General features: G+C 63.6%; 14 protein-coding genes and 1 tRNA gene. 6 read left to right on the top strand and 9 right to left on the bottom strand.

Annotated features, from left to right (window positions below):
- The first annotated feature begins 34 nt into the window (after window positions 1–34).
- Window positions 35–111 (top strand) — tRNA-Met (locus tag HGI46_RS16230).
- A 517-nt stretch (window positions 112–628) separates the two neighbouring features.
- On the opposite strand, the gene HGI46_RS16235 is transcribed toward HGI46_RS16230, so the two are convergent.
- Both HGI46_RS16235 and HGI46_RS16240 read right to left on the bottom strand, forming a co-directional pair.
- On the bottom strand, window positions 629–2,968 hold the full coding sequence (locus HGI46_RS16235) for an EAL domain-containing protein (RefSeq protein ID WP_168905092.1): 2,340 nt from the start codon (window positions 2,966–2,968) through the stop codon (window positions 629–631).
- Complete coding sequence (locus HGI46_RS16240) at window positions 2,965–3,558, bottom strand: methylamine utilization protein (protein ID WP_240946842.1); 594 nt, start codon at window positions 3,556–3,558, stop codon at window positions 2,965–2,967. Before HGI46_RS16240 ends, HGI46_RS16235 begins: the two co-directional genes overlap by 4 nt.
- A gap of 184 nt (window positions 3,559–3,742) precedes the next feature.
- Between HGI46_RS16240 and HGI46_RS16245 the strand changes: the two genes are divergently transcribed.
- Both HGI46_RS16245 and HGI46_RS16250 read left to right on the top strand, forming a co-directional pair.
- Window positions 3,743–4,615, top strand: coding sequence for a DUF3034 family protein (locus HGI46_RS16245; protein ID WP_168905093.1), 873 nt, complete (start codon window positions 3,743–3,745; stop codon window positions 4,613–4,615).
- Window positions 4,616–4,626: 11 nt separating this feature from the next.
- Window positions 4,627–5,193 carry a group 1 truncated hemoglobin gene (locus HGI46_RS16250; protein WP_168905094.1) on the top strand — a complete coding sequence of 189 codons (567 nt, stop codon included), beginning with the start codon at window positions 4,627–4,629 and terminating at the stop codon, window positions 5,191–5,193.
- Between the two features lie 13 nt (window positions 5,194–5,206).
- Here the strand turns inward: HGI46_RS16250 and dut are convergent, their stop codons facing one another.
- Together dut and coaBC are read right to left on the bottom strand one after the other, a co-directional pair.
- Window positions 5,207–5,674, bottom strand: coding sequence for a dUTP diphosphatase (gene dut / locus HGI46_RS16255; RefSeq protein WP_168905095.1), 468 nt, complete (start codon window positions 5,672–5,674; stop codon window positions 5,207–5,209).
- Complete coding sequence (gene coaBC, locus HGI46_RS16260; RefSeq protein ID WP_168905096.1) at window positions 5,661–6,851, bottom strand: bifunctional phosphopantothenoylcysteine decarboxylase/phosphopantothenate--cysteine ligase CoaBC; 1,191 nt, start codon at window positions 6,849–6,851, stop codon at window positions 5,661–5,663. The genes dut and coaBC overlap by 14 nt, the downstream gene beginning before the upstream one ends.
- 101 nt (window positions 6,852–6,952) lie before the next feature.
- Between coaBC and HGI46_RS16265 the strand changes: the two genes are divergently transcribed.
- Together HGI46_RS16265 and HGI46_RS16270 are read left to right on the top strand one after the other, a co-directional pair.
- Window positions 6,953–7,351: a hypothetical protein gene (locus HGI46_RS16265; RefSeq protein ID WP_168905097.1), complete on the top strand. Its 399-nt coding sequence runs from the start codon at window positions 6,953–6,955 to the stop codon at window positions 7,349–7,351.
- Between the two features lie 65 nt (window positions 7,352–7,416).
- Window positions 7,417–7,731, top strand: coding sequence for a cupin domain-containing protein (locus HGI46_RS16270; RefSeq protein ID WP_346766763.1), 315 nt, complete (start codon window positions 7,417–7,419; stop codon window positions 7,729–7,731).
- 5 nt (window positions 7,732–7,736) lie between these two features.
- On the opposite strand, the gene HGI46_RS16275 is transcribed toward HGI46_RS16270, so the two are convergent.
- Genes HGI46_RS16275 through HGI46_RS16290 form a run of 4 tightly spaced genes read right to left on the bottom strand, consistent with a single transcriptional unit; the run spans window position 7,737 to window position 11,736 of the window.
- The gene (locus tag HGI46_RS16275) at window positions 7,737–8,300 is read right to left on the bottom strand and encodes a DUF1993 domain-containing protein (RefSeq protein ID WP_168905099.1); all 564 of its coding nucleotides are present in this window, start codon (window positions 8,298–8,300) and stop codon (window positions 7,737–7,739) included.
- Complete coding sequence (locus HGI46_RS16280) at window positions 8,297–9,418, bottom strand: acyltransferase (protein ID WP_240946843.1); 1,122 nt, start codon at window positions 9,416–9,418, stop codon at window positions 8,297–8,299. The genes HGI46_RS16275 and HGI46_RS16280 overlap by 4 nt, the downstream gene beginning before the upstream one ends.
- A gap of 13 nt (window positions 9,419–9,431) precedes the next feature.
- Entirely contained in the window at window positions 9,432–10,982 is a 1,551-nt protein-coding gene (gene ubiB / locus HGI46_RS16285; RefSeq protein WP_168905100.1) for a 2-polyprenylphenol 6-hydroxylase, read from the bottom strand.
- A gap of 4 nt (window positions 10,983–10,986) precedes the next feature.
- Window positions 10,987–11,736 (bottom strand): class I SAM-dependent methyltransferase, encoded by a 750-nt coding sequence (locus tag HGI46_RS16290; RefSeq protein ID WP_168905101.1) that lies wholly within the window; start codon window positions 11,734–11,736, stop codon window positions 10,987–10,989.
- Between the two features lie 60 nt (window positions 11,737–11,796).
- Here HGI46_RS16290 and mutM point away from each other — a divergent pair, with 60 nt between their 5' ends.
- Window positions 11,797–12,609: a bifunctional DNA-formamidopyrimidine glycosylase/DNA-(apurinic or apyrimidinic site) lyase gene (gene mutM, locus HGI46_RS16295; RefSeq protein ID WP_168905102.1), complete on the top strand. Its 813-nt coding sequence runs from the start codon at window positions 11,797–11,799 to the stop codon at window positions 12,607–12,609.
- A 729-nt stretch (window positions 12,610–13,338) separates the two neighbouring features.
- Here mutM and HGI46_RS16300 read toward each other — a convergent pair.
- Complete coding sequence (locus tag HGI46_RS16300; protein ID WP_168905103.1) at window positions 13,339–14,244, bottom strand: hypothetical protein; 906 nt, start codon at window positions 14,242–14,244, stop codon at window positions 13,339–13,341.
- Window positions 14,245–14,341: the final 97 nt, after the last annotated feature.

The raw sequence follows: 14,341 nt of genomic DNA on the forward strand, positions 1-14,341 counted from the left end.
GCCGCAAATCGGCCGCTCGCACAAACAACCCCGGCGCGGGGTGGAGCAGCCCGGTAGCTCGTCAGGCTCATAACCTGAAGGTCGCAGGTTCAAATCCTGCCCCCGCAACCACCTGTACGGAACTCGGTGCACCGCCCCTCGGGGCGGTGTTTCCGTTTGTGGGCCAGGCATCCTGTGGTGCGGTCTGGGTTACCTCCCCACGCGGATAGATCGGCCATGATTGGTCCTCCCGCATTTTGGGAACGCGCCTGTCCAGGCATTGTTCTGGGTTATGGCTCGTTATGGCGGCCATGACTCAGTGGAGCGATGCCGTACGGTATCGAGGATGAGCGCCTTTTTGTCTGGTTGCTTGAATGGCGTCGCGGACGGCCGTCTTCAACGCTGATCTCAGACTCAACCGGCAACTCGACGCCAGAGACCTCAAGGCGCGCCACCATGACCCGGACAGGGGAGCGGGTGATACCCCTCAGCAGCGCAACTTTGCGCCCCTTCGGCCTCCGCGTCGGCATCCATCTCTCCGGCGCAGATCAAGCCGCCAGAATGGACCAGCGATCACGATTCACAGTCTCCCCAGCAGGTGGCTGGGAATGACGCGAAATGGCCGCCGTCATGACCTCGGAATCCGCATTCAACTTAAGCTGACAGTCTTTTGCTGGCTTGGCAGCAAGCGCTGCACCTGTTCGCCCGGAACAGGCCGGCCGATGAGATAGCCCTGGATCATGTCACAGCCTTCGTGGCGCAGAATGTCCATCAAAGCTTGAGTTTCCACGCCTTCCGCGAGAGTTTCCATCCCCAGTGCATCTGCCAGGGTGGTGATTGCCCGCACGATCGCGTGCGCACTACCGCCTTCCTCCAAGGCACGCACGAAGCTCTGGTCGATCTTGATCTTGTTGAAGGGGAAGGAGCGCAGATAGCTGAGCGAGGAGTAGCCGGTGCCGAAGTCGTCGAGCGCCACGCGCACACCCAATGCCTGCAGCGAGTGGAGGAGCTTCAGCGTCTTGTCGACGTTGCCGATGAACACGCTTTCGGTGATTTCGAGTTCGAGGCGGCTTGCCGACAGCCCGCTTTGTGCCAATGCCTGTGCGATACAGGGGGCGAGGCCGTCGGTCATCAACTGGCGGGGCGAGATATTGACGGCGACACTGATATCTTCCGGCCATTGGGCCGCCTGGCGGCAAGCGTCGCGCAGGGCCCACTCACCGAGTTGCACGATCAGGCCGGTTTCTTCCGCGATCGGGATAAAGGTGGCCGGCCCGATCATCCCGTGTTCCTTGTGCGGCCAGCGCATCAACGCCTCGAAACCTTTGATGCGATTTTCCGAGATGGAAAACAGGGGCTGGAAGTACAGTTCGAAATCACCGTCGCGGATCGCGCGGCGCAGATCGATTTCGAGGTGGCGCCGGCGGCTTGCCTCGGCGTCCAGCTCGGGTTCGAAGAAGTGGCAGGCGCCCTTGCCTTCGTTCCGGGCACGAAGAAGCGCAAGATCGGAGCACTTTAGCAAGCTATCGGAGCTACCGGCATCCTGTGGGCCAATCGCGATGCCGATGCTGGCCGAAACCGCGATGCTGCGCCCGTCGATGGTCAACTCGCGGTTGAGCAAAGTTTCGAGGGTTCTGGCCAAAGCCGTGCAATCGGTGGCAGGTTCAATCCCCTCGAGCAGAAGACCGAACTCATCGCCGCCTAGCCGCGCCACCATGGCGTTGGGAAAGCGTTCCTGCAGCGTCTGTCCCACGATCCGCAGCAGCCCGTCGCCAAAGGGATGGCCCATCGCGTCGTTGATCGCCTTGAAATCGTCAAGATCGATGAAGGCGACAAGCGTGCGATGGCTTCCGCTTTGCCGGGCTACCGCACGATCCAGCTTTTCGATGAAGAAGCGGCGATTTGGCAGGCCGGTCAGCGCATCGTGGAGCGATGCGTGCATGATCTGCTGCTCGCGCTCTTCCACCGCATCGACCATCGCATTGAAGCTGGAAGCGAGTGAGCGCACCTCCATTGCCCCTTCTACCTTGACCTTGGCGACTGCACCGCCGGCGTAGGCGCGTGCGGCTTCCGCAAGGAGCTGCAGCGGCCGCGCAATTTCGCGGGAGAGGCGGACTGCGGCCCACGCACCGGCCAACAGGCCAAACAATCCGATCAGCATCAGCACCAGGCGCAAGCTGAAATACCGGGCCAGCACCGAGTTCAGCGAATGTGCCATCACCAGGCGCGGCTCGTTGCCGTCTTCCAGACTCGGAATTGCCGAAACGCGGACGAGTCTCGGGCCGTCGCGGCCCTCCATTTCGGCGATCTGGCCAAGCTGGAGCGAAGCGAGGTGCCCGTCGAGTTGCGCCCGCTCGATCACGCGAGCCTCTATCGGTGCGGCCGACAGGCCTGAAAGCTGTGCCATGTCGGCCGGGCCAAGCGTGTTGAGCAGGACCAGCCATCCGGCAAGATCGGGCATCTCGATCGGCACGGCAGCGCCCAGCGCTTGCGCCTGGCCGACCCGGATGACGCCGCGATTGGCACCGTTTTCCAGCCGTGACAGCATGGCCGTGCCCTTGACCGTCGTGGCCATGTTCGAAGAGATTACGCTGCCGTCGAGCTGGACGATGGCCACTTCGCTGACCTTGGCGCGATCACGCAGGCTTTGCAGGGCCGAAACGAGGGTTGGCGCATCGCCAGTGGCCAGGGCTTCGCGAAAGCCGAAATCGTGGGCGACGACTTCGCCCGCGTCGGCCATCTGCCTTTGCCTGCTGGCAATGATCTGGTCGAACACGCGGGAATTGGCGGCAAGCTCGCGCTCGGCAGTTTCGTAGGCGAACGTGTTGACGCCTGAACCAGCCGCGATCAGCGTTGCGGTTGTGACCACTGCCAGCAACACGACGTACAGCAGTGCAATCCGGCTGCCGAGTGAACGGACGCGTACGCCAATCGCTTTGCGCAGGCGGCGGAGTGGCTGGTCAAGCGCCTGCACGATCGACCGTTTCATTTGCCGTTGCCAGGCCGCACCGCCACCATGATCCGGCCGCGGTTGCCCGGTTCCAGCACCATCTTGCCGCGCCACTCGCCACCTGTCCCGCGGATGCGGGGATGCCAGACGATGACATCATACGTGCCGCGACCGAGGCCCTCGATGGCGGCCAGTCCGTTCAGATCGCTGCGCGCGGCAAAGGGCGTGTCGGTCACGCGGATAAAGCCCTGCATCTTGTCGTGGATATTGCACCCCAGCGCGATCGTGCCGGCCACCTTGAACTGGTGCGTCCGCGTCTGGTCCTGCCCATAGAGATCTATCTTGAACGGGCCTGGCCTGGAAAAGCTGTAGATCGAATGGCGCAGGTTATCGAGGTTCGGGAAGGCCACCACTGCGCCCACTGGCACGATCAGTGTGCCCGGCACGAAAGCCTGGTTCTTCTGCGCCATGGCATTGCGCCACGCGAAAGCCGGGCGGCGGGTGTTGCCAGCCGGTGGCCGGATCTCGATCACCGCATCGCGCAATGGAACGCCCGCCTGATCGACCACCTGCACCGGCAGCACGTTTGCCGGCGTGGCCGAGATCAGCAGCGGTAGCGTCAGCGCCAAGCCCAGCGGGCCGGACCGGCGTGCTTGATAAGACCAGGCTCTGAAGCGGGGGCGGTTTCTCATGAGGCCCGATTACGACAGAATGCCTTAGAAATTCAGAATCCTGCCTAGAGGTTGCTTTAGGATTTCCCAACAGCTCTTGATTAACCCTTTTGCCTCGTGGTTCGACAATGGTGGCAGAAGCATGTTCAAGAATTCGAAGTGGGGCGTGGCCATGGCCAGCCTGATGCTTGCTTGCCCTGCGCAAGCCGATCCGCTGTTGGACGGCGGAAAGCTGGTGCTGACCAATGGCATTTCCTCGATCGAGGGCGCCAGCGGCGGCGGGCTTGCCAGCTGGGCCACGATTGCAGGCATGGAAACCGACCGCGGGCTTGGGCTCTCCGCCCATGTCACTGGTATCGAGCTGGCCGACTATGGCTGGCAGAGCCACGGTTTTGCCGTGGGCATCAAGGACCGGCTTGAGCTGTCCTATGCCCGCCAGAACTTCGATACGCGCAAGGTTGGCGCTGCCCTTGGCCTGGGCGAGGGTTACCGCTTCAATCAGGACGTCTTCGGCGCGAAGGTGCGGCTGATTGGTGATGTCGTCTATGGTTCGCCCCTGATGCCGCAGATCAGTCTGGGGGTGCAACACAAGCGGAGCCTTGATGGCGCCATTGTCAGGGCGGTGGGTGCAGCGTCGGCGTCGGGCACCGATTTCACGGCCAGCGCCACCAAGCTGTTCCTTTCGAAAAGCCTGTTGGTGAACGCCACCGCGCGCCTGACCAATGCCAACCAGTTCGGCCTGTTGGGTTTCGGCGGTCCCAACCAGACTGACCGCACGCTGCAGTTCGAAGGCTCGCTTGCGTGGATGCTGAGTCCACTCCTTGTCGTCGGCGGGGAATACCGGACGCGGCCCAGCAATCTTGCCATCGCGCGCGAGGATGATGCCCACGACCTGTTCGTGGCCTGGGCTGTCACCCGCAACGCCACGTTGACCGCGGCCTATACCGATGTCGGCTCGGTCGCCACTTTCGATGGCCAGCGCGGCGGGCTCGTCTCGCTCCAGATCGCATTCTGAGGAAGCTGTTGATGCCATTTGCCCTCGCCCTCGCGTTGCTTGCCGCCCAGCCGGTCACCCCCGATGCGCAGGAGTCCCCAGCTGCGCAGGACAATTTCTCCGGCGTCGATTGGGAAAAGGAATTCGGGGTCGAGAAGAAGGTAGCCGATCCTGTCACCGGCGAACTGCCGGTCGATCCCTATGAGCAAAGCCCTGCCAATGCGGAGGCCGCCCCCTTCACCGGCGACAGCATGGCCCGGGCCTTCGGCGGTCGGGATGGAATCCGCCGCATCGTGGATCGACTGGTCATGCTCAACGAGAGCGACCCGCGCATTTCCGCCATTTTCAAGAACCAGGATATGGTTCGCTTGCGACGCACCCTGTTCGAACAGTTCTGTTTCCTGTTGAACGCCGGCTGCGCCTATACCGGGCGCGACATGACGGCTGCCCACAAGGATCTCGGGATCACCCGCGCCGATCTCAACGCCCTGGTGGAAAACCTCCAGCAGGCGATGCGCGAGGGGCAGGTGCCCTTCGCTGCGCAGAACCGCCTTTTGGCAAAGCTGGCGCCGATGGATCGGCACATCGTCGAACGATGAAGGGCTGGCGGCCTCAGCCTTGCAGCGAGGCCAGCCCGCCGGTGGAGCCGAAGCCGCCTTCGCCGCGCGCTGTATGGTCGAGCGTTTCGGCCTCTACCCAGATTCCGCGCGTAACCGGTGCGACGACTAGCTGGGCGACACGGTCGCCACGGCGGATCGCAAAGCTGTCGCTGCCGTGGTTGATGAGGATCACTTTCAGTTCGCCGCGGTAGTCGCTGTCGATCGTGCCGGGCGTGTTGGGCACGGTGACGCCATGCTTGAGCGCGAGGCCCGAGCGCGGGCGGATCTGGATTTCGTAGCCCGCCGGAATTGCGACCGAAAGGCCGGTGGCAACGGCGTGGCGCGCGCCCGGGGCAAGATCGACGTCCTCGGCTGCGACAACGTCCATGCCTGCTGCGCCATCGGTGGCATAGGCCGGCAGTGGCAGGTCCAGCCCGTGGGGCAGGCGCTTTACGAGGACGGGGACTTCAGGCGAGTGCATCGGCAATTCTTTCGATCAGGAGCGCGGCGGCCGCGTCCTTGGGGAGTTCGGGCAGGCTCTCGACGCCCGCCGCGCTGACGATGTGGAGGAGGTTGACCTCGCCACCCATCTTGTGCGTGGCGACATCGTTGGCGACGATCCAGTCCGCCCCCTTGCGCGCCAATTTGGCCTTGGCGTGATCGAGCACGTCGTTGGTTTCGGCGGCAAAGCCGACCACCAGTGGCGGGCGGCGATCGGACTTGCTTAAGCTGGCAAGGATGTCCGGGTTTTCGACCAGTTGCAGCGGCGGGACTGCGCCGGAGCCGTCCTTCTTGATCTTCTGCGCGGCTTCTCCGGCGCTGCGCCAGTCGGCCACGGCGGCGACCATGATCGCGACATCGGCGGGCAGGGCGGCGTCGACGGCAGCGGCCATCTGGCGCGCGGTTTCCACATCGATCCGGGTTACGCCCTGTGGCGTGGGCAGGTTCACCGGGCCGGAGACGAGCGTGACCGAAGCACCTGCGCGGGCGGCGGCGGCGGCGATGGCGTAGCCCTGCTTCCCGCTAGAGCGGTTGGCGATGTAGCGCACCGGGTCGATCGGTTCGTGGGTGGGGCCTGCGGTGATGAGGACGTGGCGGCCGGTGAGCGGCTTGGCTTCACTGCCAAGATGGCGGGCAATTTCCGCGCAGATCGCAGGCGGTTCGGGGAGGCGGCCGGGGCCGAATTCGCCGCAGGCCATCGCGCCTTCGTCAGGTTCCATCACGGTAACGCCATCGCCGCGCAGAGTGGCGACGTTGCGCTGCGTCGCCGCGTGCTGCCACATGCGCACGTTCATGGCGGGCACGGCGAGCACCGGCTTGTCGGTCGCGAGCAGGAGCGTCGTGGCAAGATCGTTGGCGATGCCGCCCGCCATGCGCGCCATCAGGTCTGCCGTGGCCGGGCAGACGACGACGAGATCGGATGCCCGCGAAAGCTGGATGTGGCCCATCTCGACCTCGTTCTTGAGGTCCCACAGCGTGGTGTGGACGGGATTCTCGGACAGCGCGGCCAGCGTCATCGCGGTGACGAAGTGCGACCCGCCCTCGGTCAGCACGCAGGTGACGTCCGCGCCCTGCTTGCGCAGCAGGCGAACGAGTTCGCACGACTTGTAGGCCGCGATGCCGCCGCCAATGATGAGGAGGATGCGCTTTCCCTGCATGGATGGGGCTTGTGCAATGACGGGCAGGATCGCGCAATCCTTTTGCGCGAGGGGACGCGTTCGGGCACAGTCTGCCACAAACCATAACGGGGGATCGAGAGATGAGACTGATACTGACGGCGCTGGTGTTCCTGGCGGGCCTGTTCGACCTGTTCCTGGCGATCGGTTTCCTGACCGATCCGGTCCAGCAGGCCACCGGCTTCGGCATCGCCGCCAGCGGCGTGGGCGGCATCTCGACCATCCGCGCCGACTTCACCTCGTTCTTCGGCGTGGCCGCGTTCTGCATGATGTGGGGTGCGTGGCGCAGGAATGCCGACCTCATGCTGGTCCCGGCGCTGCTGTTCGGCACCTCGTTTGTGGGCCGCGCGATCAATCTGGCGGTGACCGGGGCCTATCCGGGCTGGCCGGTGCCGATGGCGGTCGAGGCGGCGCACGTCGTGCTGATGCTGGCGGCGTGGCGCATGCTGCCGCACCACAAGCTGGGCGAGATTGCGGGGTGACCGCACGAGCCTATCCCCTGGGACCCTGGTTCGCGCATCTGGCCGGGCCGGAGCGGTGCTTGGCCGTGGAGGTGGATGCGGCGTTCTGGGAAGGCGGTGTGCAGGCGCTGCCGCCGGGCCGGCTCGTCAGCATGTTCGAAAGCGCTGCGGACTGGCAGGTGTGGGAGTGTCATCCCGAAGGCGAGGAACTGATCATCCAGATCGAGGGCGAGTTGGTGCTGATTCTCGAGCAAGACGGTGCGGAAGTGCGCGTGCCGCTTCGTGCCGGGGAATTTGCAGTGGTGCCGAAGGGCGTCTGGCATACCGCAGATGCGCTCGTGCCGGGCAAGGCGATCTATATCACTCCGGGTGAGGGGACGCAGAGCCGCGAACGGCGATGATACGGTCAGGCCGTGGACAAGGTCCCCGGCCGGAGATAGCCAAACATGTGCGCGACGTAATCGGCCTTGCCCAGACCGACGCCCTTGTGGCGAAGAATGGCGTAGGCAATCATGATGTGGAAGTAGAACTGGCCTAGCGCCCAGTCGCGGCCGTACTGGTCCTCGGTAAGGTCGAACACCATGCCATTGGGAAGTTCGTGTGCAATCAGTGCGGTGCCGTCGGACCCTTCGCTTTCCGGACGTGCAGAGACGAGCGAAATGGTCTCGGCAATCCTTGAGCGTGCCTCGCTTAGCGACCCCGGCCGATCGCCGGCCTCGCGGCCTTCCTCAAGCAGGATCGCGTGCAAGGGCGGCAAGGACGCTCCCTGCAGCCGGTGGACGCCTTCCAGCGCCTGCGCGCAGGCAAAGCGGACCTGGGTGGCCAGCGGGAACATGTCCGGCGCGAGCCGCGCTGAAGGCAGCGCAGCCACTTCCGCCTCGGGCAATTCGGCTTCGGCCTTGTCCAGCCAATTGGACAGGGCGCCGAGCATCTGCAGATATGTCGGGGCAAGGAGTGCGAAGGGTGTCATGGCATTTCCCTTTCAGCGGGATTGCGCCGCGCCTTCCACCGTCCCCACAGAGCGAACACTGCGCGCTGGGCGGGGCGCTCGAACTTTGCGTGGCTGATGAAGCCCGCCGCGATGGCGAGAGTTACGAAGAGGATCAGGAACCACGGCTGGCGGGCAATGTCGCGCGAAAGGCCCGTGGAATCGAGGATCAGGACGAGCGTCAACTGGATCGGAATGTGCCAGAGGTAGATGCCGTAGGAGGCATCGCCGAGCTTCTGGCCGAACTGCAGGCGGCCCTTTTCGTCATTGAGGTCAAGCGCCAGCGTCAGGAACAGGACCGCGAAAGTGCCGGCGATCGTCGCCGCATCGCCGCTGCGGTAGTTGGCCTTGAGCATGAAGGCGCTCGCCAGGAGGGCCATGCCGAGCGGCAGGAGCGTGGCCGGGCGCAGCCAGCCCTTCAGCGTCGCCCCATAGGCCGCGCAGCCGAGCATGAAGTAGCCGATGCAGGACAGCACGTCCTTGTTCGGAGCGCCCTTCAGCGTGGCCCACAGCAGCAGCGCGCCCAGCGGCAGGGCCAAGGCCAGCGGGGCGCGGCGCAGGGCGGGGATGCTCAGGAAGAACACGAGGTAGGCGAGGATCTCGGTCGAGAGCGACCACGAGGGGCCGTTGAACGACTGGTTATCCTGCCAGCCCCAGTACTGCATCAGCGGGATCGAAAGCAGGAAGTGCTTGAGATCGTTGGTGTGATAGATGAACTCGGTGCCGGTGCGGGCGACGTAGATGCCCTGCAGGATTGCCATCAGGCCCAGCGTCAGCAGGTGCAGCGGCCAGAGGCGGGCGATGCGGGCTGGCCAGAACCGGGCCTTGTAGTTGGCGTCGGCGAGATAGACGTGGGCGAAGACGAAGCCTGATACTGCCCAGAAATACTGCACGGCGGTGTGACCGTGATTGTAGAGCCACGAGAGCGCCTCGTACCACGGCTGGATCGCGCGGTTGACGTGCACATGGTATGGCACCGGCGGCACGAAAACGTGCTGGTAATGCCAGAACAGCACCATGATCGCCGCGAGCAGGCGCGACAGGTCCAGCGCGTGAAAGTGGCGCTTGGGCAAGCGCAGGTGCGAAAGGTCGTGGCTCAAGGGAGCGGTCTTCTCAGCCCCACCAGCCAAGGGCGTGGGTGCCGATGACGAGGGCGCCGCCCGCGAGGAAGGTGAGGAGCTGGCCGAACATGCCGCTCCCGCGCTTGCGCTGCCACATCAGTTCGATCCTGGGCAGCGGCGGGGCTTCGGGCGCGCCGCCCTTGGGGGGGAAGCGGTCCTCGATGCGGCGGATCAGGTCGGGGATGCGCAGCAGCGTCTGCGCATCTTCGCGCAGGCGGTCGGCAATCGCGGCTTCAGGGCCAAGCTCGTCGCGCACCCAGGCGCGGACGAAGGGGGCCGAGGTTTCCCACATGTTGATCTCGGGATCGAGCTGGGTGGCGATGCCTTCGACCATGACCATGGTCTTCTGCAGCAGCAGCAGGTGCGGCTGGGTCTGCATGTCGAAATCGCGGGTGATGGCGAATAGGCCATCGAGCATCTGGCCGACGGAGAGTTCGGAAACCGGCTTGCCACGCATCGGTTCGCCCACCGCTCGCAGGGCCGTGGCGAATTCGTCGACCGAGTGGTAGCTTGGCACGTATTGCGCCTCGAAGTGGATTTCGGCGACGCGGCGGTAGTTGCCGGTGGTCAGGCCGTAGAGAATCTCGGCGAGCCACTGGCGGGCGCGCCGGTCAATCCGGCCCATGATGCCGAAATCAATGGCGACAATGGTGCCATCGGGTTCCACGAACAGGTTGCCCTGGTGCATATCGGCGTGGAAATAGCCGCCGTTGATCGCCTGCGTCAGGAAGGCAAGGACGAGGCGCTGGGCCAAGGCCTTGCGATCATGTCCCGCGGCATCGAGCGCGGCGGTATCGCTGATCTTGACGCCATCGATCCAGTCGAGCGTCATCACCCGGCCATTGGTGCGGTCCCAGTCGATGGCGGGGACGCGATAGCCGGCGTGGGCGCGCATGGTTTCGGCCAGTTCCGAGGCCGAGGCGGCTTCGCGGCGCAAGTCGAGCTCGCGCACGGTCCAGCGCTTGAAGTTGGCGATGACCATGCGCGGGCGCAGGCGGCTGGCTTCACCGCCGAGGCCTTCGAGATGGGCGGCGGCCCATTCGTAGGTGTCGATATCTCGCGCGAATTTCTCGCGCACGCCGGGGCGCAGGATCTTGACCGCGACCTTGCGGCCCTCTGTCGTCACCGCGCGGTGGACCTGCGCGACCGAGGCTGCGCCGACCGGGACCGGATCGAACGAGGAGAACAGCGCTTCCAGCGGCTTTTCGAACGAGCGCTCGATCTCGGCGCGGATCAGCGCGAAATCGACCGGGGGCAGCTGGTCCTGCAGCGCGAGCAGGTTGTGCGCCGCTTCCTCGCCCACGAGATCGGGGCGGGTGGCGAGGGTCTGGCCGAGCTTGATCGCAGCCGGGCCGATGGCGCGGAAGGCGCCGGCATAGTCGGGCGTCTTCGGCTGGATCGTGCCGAAGCGCGCGACCTTGCACAGGGTGCGGACCGGAGCGGGCGTGTTCGGGTCGCTCTCGATCCCGCGCAGCGCGCCGTGCCGGGCAAGCGTGCGGCCCCAGCCGAGCAGGCGGCGGATGTGCGTGGCGGGAAGGGTCAAGGGATCAGACCTTCCAGCCCGAATGGATCGCGACGAGACCGCCGAGGATCGGTTCGACCCGGGTGCGCTTGAAGCCTGCGGCCTGAATCATCTTCTCGAACTCGGGCATCGGCGGGAAGCGGCGGATCGATTCGATCAGATAGCGGTAGGAATCCTCGTCGCCCGCGATCATCTGGCCGAGCTTGGGGACCAGCTTGTGCGAATAGGCGTCGTAGATTTCGGAAAAGCCGGGCCATTCGGTCGTCGAGAATTCGAGGCAGAAGAAGCGGCCGCCGAACTTCAATACGCGATGGGCTTCGGCAAGGGCGCGGTCGATGTGCGTGACGTTGCGGATGCCGAAAGCGATGGTGTAGGCATCGAACACGCGATTGGGGAAAGTCAGCTCCTCGGCGTTCTGGCGCGACCATTCGAGGCCTTCGAGCCCACGTGTCCCAGCGCGTTCGATGCCGACATCGAGCATGTCCTGGTTGATGTCGGACACGGTGATCTGCGCGCCGTGCTTGGCCATGCGGAAGGCGATGTCGCCGGTGCCGCCGGCCATGTCGAGAATCGCCTCGCCCGGCTGGGGGCGTACCCGCTTGACGAACTTGTCCTTCCACAGGCGGTGCATGCCGACCGACATGGCATCGTTCATCACGTCATACTTGCGCGCGACGTTCGAGAAGATCGCGCCGACGCGGCCTTCCTTCTCTTCTGCCGGGATGTCTTCGTAGCCGAAGGAGGCGGTTTCGTGCGCGGATTCTGATGCGGTCATGCCTTGGCCCTTTAGTGGGGAATTGCCCGGACGGCAAAGACTGATAGGGGTGGAGCGGATATGCCAGAGCTACCCGAAGTAGAGACGACCGTTCGCGGCCTTGCAACCGTGCTGGAGGGGCAGATGATCACGAGCGTCCGGGTGAACCGCGCCGATCTGCGGCGGCCGTTTCCGGTCGATCTGGCGCAGGCGCTGACCGGTGCGCGGGTGACGGGGCTTTCACGGCGGGCCAAGTATGGCCTGATCCATACCGACCGCGAGCGGACGATGGTGTTCCACCTCGGCATGTCGGGGCGCTGGCGAATCGATCCGGAAGACATCGGCAAGCACGACCACCTCGTGCTGGAGACCGGGGAAGGCCGGTTCCTGTCGCTGAACGATGCGCGGCGGTTCGGTTCTGTGGACCTTGTCGACAGCGATAAGCTGGCGAGCTGGCCGCAATTCGCGGCACTGGGGCCGGAGCCATTGGGACCTGATCTGACGCCGAAGGTGCTGGCAAAGGCGTTCAAGGACCGCATTGCGGCGGTGAAATTGTTGCTGCTCGACCAGCGCATCGTGGCGGGGCTGGGCAATATCTATGTGTGCGAAGCGCTCTATCGCGCGCGGGTGCATCCGGCGCGCGAGGGCGGGAAGGTCAAGCCGGGCGAACTGAAGCTGCTCGTTCCGGCGATCAAGGCGGTGCTGGAGGAATCGATCGTGGCCGGCGGATCGACCTTGCGCGACTATGCCCGGCCCGACGGCGAGCTGGGCTATTTCGCCAAGGACTTTGCCGTCTATGGCCGCGAGGGCGAGCCGTGCACCTGCGGCGGCACCGTGGAGCGCATCGTCCAGGGCGGGCGATCGTCGTTCTTCTGTGCGAAGTGCCAGAAGTAGCTTCGGCGCTTTCCTGTTTCACGCAGAGACGCGGAGAGGAAAGGGGCGACGCGGAGAAGAGGAGAGTTTGAGGCGGCTGCGCCGCAGGCGCCTTCCCAAGAGCTCTGCGTCTCCCTTTCTTCCTCTGCGTCTCTGCGTGAACCATTCCACGCTTTGATACAGAAGATCATCCGCTGGCGAGTGCGGACGGTAACGCCGAGAGGAAGCTGACAGATCGCGCGACCGGTGCGGTGCCGTTGCGGCACGCAAGGGATGGGGCGCGGGACCGGTTGCGAGTGGCCGGGGGGCGGTTCCGAACCCTGGTCGGCTCAGCCTGAGGGCGGACACTGATGAAAGGACGAAGCCTTGGCAGCGGCTCGCTTGCTGCCTTGGCTTCTGGCAAGCGGCTGCGTGAAAAGAACCTGTCGTTTGCGCCGACATTGTCACGCAAGTCATGGCGGGTTCCGCATCCGCAGCGTCGCTCAGGGTTCGGCGCCGTGCTATCAGCCCTGGGTTGTCCTGTCTGTCCTTGGGTAACGACAGTTGTTGCCCGGTGGGTCTTGGGCTTTACGCCCCGCATTGAACCCACGCGCACCTGCCGCACCGATCGCGCCGGAAGCATCAGCACACAGCGTCAGCTTCCGAAGGAGAGGAGCGGGTTGGCCTTGTGCCCTCTCCTGACCTGTGGGCGGGGCGTATAACCTATATGGTTCGTTTTGTCAATTCAGTTCTTGAGTGTATCGCTTGGTTTTAGCTGGTGCAGACACTTGCAAAAGTTTCTTGATACGCCCGAACTCTTTCATCGAGCCAATCTGCCATTTGATCCCAATTTTCCCGGTTAGAGGTATCGATTTTAAGATTTTGAGAGAGAAAACTCGTCTGACCACCGGCGGGCGCGGCGAGGCTGGTTGCTAGAGCTGCGAGGTAAGGCGCTAGCTCAATCGCCAAGTCTTCCATCGCCCCACCTCGACGCGGCCTAACAAACACACCGACACTGTCACGTGCGAGATATTGAACTACAACTGCGTCCGTCCCAGGAAGTATACTCCAACGGGAACTCGCTGCATCAGGTGTCCCATAAGATGGATATTTGCCACAAAAATGCGTCCAAAACTGCCGCCGGTTTTGGCCTAACTCGCTCAAGTTGCCTTCTGCAGTGCGCTTCTGCTGGGCTAGCTGGCGATCCCAATTATTCGGGCGCTCAATGATCTCGAAAAGTGGAGCCAAGGGTGAGTTATCTATCCGCAGAACTCGCACTCTGATCGCGAAAAACGCAAATGGGTCAATTGTATGTTCGTTTAGCCAACGGATCGCTGAGAGGTGTTCGTCTCGAAAATTCGGCGCAACCCAAATCATCGTATGAGTTGAAAGCCCGGCAAGGTAGGTCATAATCTGGCCTAGGTGGGTATGATCCGAAGCTTCAAGTTGGTTTTCAATTAAAACGATACTGTCGTCCGCCGAATTTTTCGCAAGAATGTCAGCACTAAAGGAGCCGACACGGGTTTCAGTGCCGATCAGTTCAAGTGGAATGCCAATTAATGCTGATAGACGATCAAGATTTGATGCGAGCCACGGCGTGAAACGATGGGCTTCGTGTGACCATGCTTCACGGATTGAAACATCGACAAGGGTACCGAATGTTGCGCCGTGATCCACTGTGCACCTTTTGATTTCACTGACGGCTGAATACTAAAAATATTTATATGGCTGATTGTAAAAGCCATCATTAATTATATCGCTGAATCACTCAACT

It is taken from the genome of Novosphingobium sp. ERW19, from assembly GCF_012641315.1.
Classification (GTDB): Bacteria; Pseudomonadota; Alphaproteobacteria; order Sphingomonadales; family Sphingomonadaceae; genus Novosphingobium.